The following is a 7,738-nucleotide window of genomic DNA, read 5'->3' on the forward strand; positions in this document are numbered from 1 at the left end:
GCGCGAAATGCGTCTTTACCCTAATGGGCGACTGGCGGCGCATATCCTCGGCGGAGCAGGTTTCGGTCGCGAAGGTGTCAGCGCTGCCGAGGTGATTGGCGTTGCGGGCGTAGAGAAACAGTTCGATGACTATCTGCGCGATCCCGCCAACGGCAACAAGCCGCTGCAACTGTCGCTGGACCTGACCATTCAGGCCGCGGTCGAGCAGGTGCTGTACGGCGGCATGAAGATCATGAATGCCAAGGGTGCCTCGGCAGTGCTTATGAACGTGCACACCGGCGAGGTAATTTCAGCGGCATCGCTGCCATCGTTTGATCCCAATGACCGTCCACGCCCGCCAACCTCGGGTTTTGATCCGTCAGACAGCCCGTTGTTCAACCGATATGTACAGGGCGTTTATGAACTGGGTTCTGTGTTCAAGATTTTCACGGCCGCTCAGGCGGTGGAGATTGGGCTGGTGAACTCGAACACCATCATCGACACATCCGGCCCGATGAAAATTGGCCGCTTTCCCATCGGTGAATTCAACGGCAAAAACTATGGCAAGATCAGTGTTGCTGACGTGATCGTTCACAGTTCGAACCGGGGGACCGGGCGTCTCGCATTGCAGATCGGCGCGCAGCGGCAGCAGGATTTCCTGAGCACGTTGGGTATGTTCGAACCAACCCCGTTCGAGATTGTCGAGGCAGCTGGTGGTGAGCCGCTCAAACCCAAGAAATGGGGCGAGCTCAGCACAGTGACGATTTCCTATGGCCATGGCCTTTCGACAAGTCCGATGCATCTGGCGGCGGGCTATGCGGCGATTGCCAATGGCGGGCATTATGTCAGCCCGACGATTCTGCGTCGCAACGGTCCGCAATACGGCCCACGCGTCCTGTCTGAGAATGCCGCAACGCAGGCACAGAAGATGTTGCGCAAGGTCGTGACCGATGGCACCGCCAGCTTCGGCGATGTTCCCGGCTATGACGTGGCAGGTAAAACCGGCACGGCGGACAAGCCGAAACCGCGCGGCGGATATTATGATGACAAGGTCATCGCGACATTCGCCACTCTGTTTCCGGCCTATGATCCTAAATATGTGCTGATCGTCACTTTGGACGAACCTTCCATCGTGGCCTATGGCGAAAAGCGCCGTACAGCAGGCTGGACAGCGGTGCCGGTCGCTGCCGAACTGATCGGTCGCATCGCACCGCTTCTGGGTCTCAGACCACGGCTTGAGCCTGAGGCGGGCGCTGCTATAACGCTGACCTCAAACTAGGCAGAACCAGGCAGGTGGGGCATGGGCGCAAGGTCAAAGAAACTCAGCCAACTGGCCCTGACCGCGCGGGGTGGAAGCAATCCCGACATAACCGGGCTGGCGGTCGATAGCCGCGAGGTCAAGGACGGGTTCCTTTTTGCAGCACTTCCCGGAACGCGCGTGCATGGCGGCGAATTCATTCAGTTTGCCTTGCGTATGGGCGCAGCTGCGATCCTGACAGATGCAAAAGGGGCCGAGATTGCGGCCGAAGAATTGGTGGCCTCGGATGCCGCACTAATCGTTGTCGAAGATCCGCGTCAGGCACTCGCCTATTCCGCAGCATTGTGGTTCGGTGCGCAGCCCAAGACCATCATCGCCGTGACCGGAACCAATGGCAAAACGTCCGTTGCGACATTCGTGCGCCAGATCTGGACCGAGCTTGGCCACGCTGCAATCAACCTAGGCACAACCGGTGTTGAAGGGGCATGGACTGCACCGTTGGCACACACGACACCCGAACCAATCACACTGCATCGGTGTCTGGCGGACGCGGCGGACAATGGCGTAACCCATGCCGCGATGGAGGCATCGTCTCATGGGCTCGAACAACGCCGCCTGGATGGTGTACATCTCACGGCGGCGGGATTTTCGAACTTCACGCAGGATCATCTGGATTATCACGACACGTTCGAGGCCTATTTTGCCGCCAAGGCCGGGCTGTTTGACCGCGTCCTGCCTCAGGATGGCATCGCCGTTATCAACCTCAGTGACCCAAAAGGTGCCGAGATGCGCCGGGTCGCCGAAGCCCGGGGCCAGACGGTACTCACCGTCGGCTCAGAGGATGCGGACCTGTGCCTGCTGAACCAGCGGTTTGATGCAACCGGTCAGGATTTGCGCTTTTCATGGCGAGGCAAGACATTCCAGACCCGGCTGAATCTGATTGGCGGGTTTCAGGCTGAAAATGTTCTGCTGGCCTGTGCTCTGGTCATCGCAGGTGGTGAAGATCCCGAGCGGGTTTTCGAAACCCTTCCGCATCTGACGACTGTACGTGGGCGGATGCAACTGGCTGCGACCCGTGACAACGGCGCAGCAGTTTTTGTCGATTATGCACATACTCCGGATGCGGTCGCCACTGCACTGAAAGCGATGCGCCCACACGTCATGGGACGGCTGATTGCCATTGTCGGCGCCGGCGGGGATCGCGATGCCACAAAGCGTCCGTTGATGGGCAAGGCAGCCGCAGATCACGCCGACATTGTATTTGTCACCGACGACAATCCCCGCAGCGAGGATCCAGCCATCATTCGCGCAGCTGTGATGGGGGGGGCGCCTGAGGCGACCGAGGTCGGAGACCGCGCGGAGGCTATCCTACGCGGGATTGATGCGCTGCAACCCGGCGATGCGCTGTTGATTGCGGGCAAAGGGCATGAAACCGGTCAGATCGTTGGTGATCAGGTTCTTCCGTTCGATGATGTGGAACAGGCCAGCATTGCTGTTGCGGCTTTGGATGGGAGGGTTGCATGACACTCTGGACTGCAGCCGAGGCCGCCGAGGCAACAGGTGGACGCACGACAGGTGATTGGAGCGTGAATGGCGTTTCCATCGATACCCGGACTATTCAGCCCGGAGATCTGTTTGTCGCCCTCAAAGCTGCCCGTGATGGGCATGATTTTGTGGCGCAGGCGCTTGAAAAGGGCGCCGGGGCAGCGCTGGTGTCCCGTATTCCCGAAGGTGTGTCCGAAGACGCGCCGCTGCTGATTGTTGAGGACGTTCAGACCGGGCTCGAAGCGCTGGGGCAGGCTGCCCGTGCGCGCAGTGATGCCCGGGTCGTCGGCGTAACCGGGAGTGTTGGCAAAACCTCGACCAAAGAGATGCTGGCCACGATCCTGTCCGGTCAGGGACGAACCCATGCAAGTGTTGCCAGCTACAACAACCACTGGGGCGTACCGCTAACGCTGGCGCGGATGCCGCGCGATACGGAATATGCGGTGATTGAGATCGGCATGAACCACCCCGGGGAAATCGGACCGCTGGCCCGACAGGCCAAGCCGCATGTGGCGCTGGTCACGACTGTGGCTGCTGTTCACCTGGAGGCTTTCGAGTCCGTCGCAGGTATCGCTCAAGAAAAAGCAGCTATATTCGAGGGCCTTACGGATAACGGCTCAGCTATTGTGAATGCTGACATCGAACATGCCGACATTCTACGTGACTGCGCCGATGAACGCGGCGCAAAGATCGTAGATTTCGGCACTCAGGCACAAGGTTACGCGCTGAAGGATGTGGTCCAATCTGCCGATGCCGTGCGCGCGACGGCCAGTGCCGATGACAAGCCGATTACCTTTGACGTTCAGTCTGCTGGCACACATTTTGCGATGAACGCACTGGGTGCCCTGGCAGCATGCGTCGAGTTGGGCGTGGATCTGGATCAGGCCATCGCTGGGCTAAGGCAGTGGTCCCCGGTCAAGGGGCGGGGCGTGCGTGAGGCGCTGTCTCTGGCCGGTGGCGGGCAGATCGAACTATTGGACGACAGCTACAACGCCAACCCCACCTCGATGGCTGCAGCTCTAGATGTGCTGGCCGCAGCCGAGGGCAAGCGCCGCATCGCGTTTCTGGGCGACATGAAAGAGCTGGGCTCGGCAGAAGTGGCGATGCATGCAGCAATGGCAGATGTGGATGCGATGGCTCGCGTCGATCTGGTGCATAGCATTGGTCCGCTGATGAAGGCACTGCATGACGCCTTGCCTGCGGGCAAGCGTGGGCTGTGGTTTGAAACAAGTGACGAAATGGCGGCGCATTTGCCCGACCTGATTCAGGATCAGGATGTGGTGCTGGCCAAGGGATCGCTCAGCATGGCGCTGGCACGGATTGTTGACGGTTTGCGTAAAATGGGGCAAGGGGGCGCGCTTGATCAATGACCGCACCCGCGACCTCTGTGTGAGAAAGGTTTTGTAATGCTCTATTGGTTGACCGCGCTGTCGGACGGAGGGGACTTTTTTAACCTCTTCCGCTATATCACGTTCCGCGCGGGCGGTGCCTTTCTGACTGCGCTTATCTTCGGTTTTCTGTTTGGCAAGCCGCTGATCAACGTTCTGCGCAAGAAACAGGGTAAGGGCCAGCCTATCCGTGATGACGGCCCCGAGGGGCATTTCTCGAAGGCCGGCACACCGACCATGGGCGGTTTGCTGATCGTTGGTGCTCTGGTCACCTCGACGCTGATCTGGGCGCGCTGGGATAATCCATACATGTGGATGGTGCTGTTTGTGACACTGGCCTACGCGGCGATCGGGTTTGCGGATGATTATGCCAAGGTGTCCAAGCAGAATACCAAGGGCGTTTCGGGCAAGATGCGATTGGCGCTGGGGATTCTGATCGCCGTGCTCGCGGCGCTCTGGGCCTCGCTGCACCATCCCGAAGCACTGCAAAATCAACTCGCTTTGCCGATCTTCAAAGATACTCTGATCAATCTCGGCATCTTCTACATCCCGTTTTCGATCATCGTTATCGTCGGTGCAGCAAATGCGGTGAACCTGACCGATGGTCTTGACGGCCTTGCGATCATGCCGGCTATGATTGCCGCATCAACACTTGGCATCATTGCCTATGCGGTTGGTCGGGTCGACTTTACCGAGTATCTGGACGTGCACTATGTTCCGGGAACCGGCGAGATATTCATCTTCACCTCTGCCTTGTTCGGCGCCGGGCTGGGATTCCTGTGGTACAACGCACCGCCTGCCGCGGTGTTCATGGGTGATACCGGATCGCTGGCGCTGGGTGGCGCATTAGGCGCGATTGCAGTGGCGACTAAGCACGAGCTTGTCCTTGCGGTAGTTGGCGGCCTGTTCGTGGTCGAGGCGCTGAGCGTGATCATTCAAGTCCTGTATTTCAAGCGGACCGGCAAGCGCGTGTTCCTCATGGCTCCAATCCATCATCACTATGAGAAAAAGGGCTGGGCGGAACCCACGATTGTCATCCGTTTCTGGATCATCTCTCTCATCCTTGCGATGATCGGCTTGGCGACGTTGAAGGTTCGGTGAAACCGCGCAGGATTGTTCTCTCAGGCTGTTCCGGGGGTGGTAAGTCCACCTTGCTGCAAGAGATGTCAGAGCGCGGCTATGCCACGGTTTCAGAACCCGGGCGGCGAGTGATCGCGCAGGAACGGCATAACAATGGTCAGGCATTTCCATGGTCTGACCCAAAGGCATTTTGCTTCCGTGTCATCGAAACCGCGTTGGCGGATTTTCATAACGCTCAGCAGGATCAGGTGATATTCGACCGTTCAGCTCTGGATGCCTTGATCTGGTTTGACCGAACAGGAACGCCATTAGACGCTGATATTCGTCGTGCAATACTGGATGTCAGTTATGATCGGCATGTATATCTGACACCGCCATGGCCAGAGATTTTCGAGCAGGATCAGGACCGGCAGCATGATTTCGAGCAGGCCCTTGCAGAATACCAAGCGTTATGCGACCGCTTACCTGAATACGGGTTTGTTACGGTGGAGGTCCCGAAAATGGCCGTGATCCTTCGGGCGAACTGGTTGGAAGAGCAACTGTCAAAAGGGTGAGCGGAATGATCCCGGTCAAAGGGTTTTCAGGACAAAAAGTTGGGGTTCTGGGACTGGGCCGATCAGGGCTGGCCGCAGCGCGGGCGCTGCGCGCGGGCGGGGCCGAGGCTATTTGCTGGGACGACAACCCAGCTGCGCGCGACGCCGCCGAGGCCGAAGGCTTTACTTGCGCCGATCTGCGCCGCCAGGGTGCCTTTGATGATATCGCGTCACTGATTGTTTCGCCGGGCATTCCTCATCTGTATCCCGAACCTAACCCGGTCGTGGTCGCCGCGCTGGAAGCCGGGGTTCCCGTCGACAACGACATAGGGCTGTTTTTCCGGTCGTTTGCGGGGCCCGAATGGAACAATCTCGAAACCCCGCCACGGGTCATCGCGGTGACGGGTTCGAATGGCAAGTCGACCACTGCCGCACTGATCCATCATATCCTGACCGAGGCCGGACGCGACTCTCAGCTTGCGGGCAATATCGGGCGTGGAGTTCTGGATATCGATCCCGGTAGTGACGGATCGGTGGTAGTGCTGGAACTCAGCAGTTATCAGACCGAACTGGCGCGGTCATTGACGCCGGATATCGCCGTTTTCACCAATCTCTCTCCGGATCATCTGGACCGTCACGGCGGAATGGGCGGCTACTTTGCCGCCAAGCGCCGCCTGTTCGCCGAAGGTGGGCCGGACCGCGCCGTCATCGGCATCGATGAAACAGAAGGAGCGTTTCTGGCTGGGCAACTAGCCGAAGGACCCGCAGATGACCGAGTCATCCGTGTCTCGGTCGACCGCAAGCTGACAGGGCCGGGCTGGCAGGTATTTGCGCGTAAGGGGTTTCTGTCGGAATACCGAAAAGGTCGTCAGGCAGGTTCAATTGACCTGCGTGAAATCAAGGGGCTTCCGGGCGCGCATAACCATCAGAACGCCTGTTCAGCTTATGCGGCCTGCCGTTCACTGGGGCTGGCGCCGCGTGTGATCGAACAGGCGCTGCACAGCTATCCGGGGCTGCCGCATCGCAGCCAGATCATCGCCGAGGCGGATGGGGTCACCTATGTGAACGACTCCAAGGCCACCAACGTTGACAGCGCGCTCAAGGCACTAAGCGCGTTCCGAAACATCCGCTGGATCTGCGGCGGGCTTGAGAAAGAGGGCGGCCTGTCTGCACTGAACGGTGCCGGGGATGCGGTGCTCAAAGCTTATGTCATCGGACGTGAAGCCGCCGGTTTCGCGATGCAGCTTGAGGCCGAGGCCGAGGTTTGCACCACGATGGCCGCAGCAGTCGAGCAGGCGATGAAAGACGCAGCGCCCGGAGAAACGGTTCTGCTTGCGCCAGCAGCAGCCAGTTTCGATCAGTATGACAATTTTGAACAGCGCGGCGATGATTTCGTTGCTGAGGTCAAAAAACGGCTGGCGGAATAGCCCCGTTTGCAATTGACCGCCGTTTCAGCCAAGGTTTCAGGTGATTAGCTTGACGCCATAATCGAATTGGTTTTGCTTCTCTGTAATTCAACAAGAGGTCATCGTTATGACAAACCGTAAGTCTTTTCTGATCCTTCCCGTGCTCATGCTGGCCGGTGCCTGCGCCAACACCGGCGCCAACTACCAGCCCGTTATCGATGGCCCGGTCGGACCAAACTACAGCAATGATCTGGCACAGTGTCAGCAACTGGCCGCATCTCAGGCAGCTGTCGACGGAAGCACTGCAGGCAATGCAGCCATTGGCGCGGCAGGTGCGGCGGCAACGACTGCGATCATTCAGGACAGCAGTGATAACCTGGGTCGTGCGGCAGCCGCGGGTGCTCTGCTTGGCGCCGGTGCAGACGTTTATGCCAAGAACCAGAACCGAGAAGTGATCGTGCGCAACTGCATGCGCGGACGTGGCTACAACGTCGTAGGCTAAGCTTTGCTGGCGATCGCAGTTCCTGCAGCATGGCCCGAGGACCACGC

Annotated in this window: 7 protein-coding genes; all 7 read left to right on the top strand. The window is 58.9% G+C overall.

The window, feature by feature from the left end; translation table 11 throughout:
• A partial coding sequence (locus E1297_RS37710) for a penicillin-binding protein 2 (protein WP_155147575.1) occupies nt 1-1,258 on the top strand: 1,258 nt, incomplete at its 5' end.
• 21 nt (nt 1,259-1,279) lie between these two features.
• The gene (locus tag E1297_RS37715) at nt 1,280-2,761 is read left to right on the top strand and encodes a UDP-N-acetylmuramoyl-L-alanyl-D-glutamate--2,6-diaminopimelate ligase (protein ID WP_155147340.1); all 1,482 of its coding nucleotides are present in this window, start codon (nt 1,280-1,282) and stop codon (nt 2,759-2,761) included.
• Nucleotides 2,758-4,152 (top strand): UDP-N-acetylmuramoyl-tripeptide--D-alanyl-D-alanine ligase, encoded by a 1,395-nt coding sequence (gene murF / locus E1297_RS37720; protein ID WP_155147342.1) that lies wholly within the window; start codon nt 2,758-2,760, stop codon nt 4,150-4,152. Before E1297_RS37715 ends, murF begins: the two co-directional genes overlap by 4 nt.
• 36 nt (nt 4,153-4,188) lie before the next feature.
• Nucleotides 4,189-5,271: a phospho-N-acetylmuramoyl-pentapeptide-transferase gene (gene mraY / locus E1297_RS37725; RefSeq protein WP_155147344.1), complete on the top strand. Its 1,083-nt coding sequence runs from the start codon at nt 4,189-4,191 to the stop codon at nt 5,269-5,271.
• Nucleotides 5,268-5,804 carry an AAA family ATPase gene (locus E1297_RS37730; RefSeq protein ID WP_368669810.1) on the top strand — a complete coding sequence of 179 codons (537 nt, stop codon included), beginning with the start codon at nt 5,268-5,270 and terminating at the stop codon, nt 5,802-5,804. The genes mraY and E1297_RS37730 overlap by 4 nt, the downstream gene beginning before the upstream one ends.
• A gap of 5 nt (nt 5,805-5,809) precedes the next feature.
• The gene (murD, locus tag E1297_RS37735) at nt 5,810-7,210 is read left to right on the top strand and encodes a UDP-N-acetylmuramoyl-L-alanine--D-glutamate ligase (RefSeq protein WP_155147348.1); all 1,401 of its coding nucleotides are present in this window, start codon (nt 5,810-5,812) and stop codon (nt 7,208-7,210) included.
• Between the two features lie 106 nt (nt 7,211-7,316).
• Complete coding sequence (locus E1297_RS37740) at nt 7,317-7,691, top strand: glycine zipper family protein (protein WP_155147350.1); 375 nt, start codon at nt 7,317-7,319, stop codon at nt 7,689-7,691.
• Nucleotides 7,692-7,738 lie beyond the last annotated feature (47 nt).

Source organism: Roseibium sp. RKSG952 (assembly GCF_009711355.1).

Coding starts and splice junctions, on each gene's coding strand:
- E1297_RS37715 (WP_155147340.1), top strand. CDS start 1,280: ATGGGCGCAAGGTCAAAGAAACTCAGCCAACTGGCCCTGACCGCGCGG.
- murF (WP_155147342.1), top strand. CDS start 2,758: ATGACACTCTGGACTGCAGCCGAGGCCGCCGAGGCAACAGGTGGACGC.
- mraY (WP_155147344.1), top strand. CDS start 4,189: ATGCTCTATTGGTTGACCGCGCTGTCGGACGGAGGGGACTTTTTTAAC.
- murD (WP_155147348.1), top strand. CDS start 5,810: ATGATCCCGGTCAAAGGGTTTTCAGGACAAAAAGTTGGGGTTCTGGGA.
- E1297_RS37740 (WP_155147350.1), top strand. CDS start 7,317: ATGACAAACCGTAAGTCTTTTCTGATCCTTCCCGTGCTCATGCTGGCC.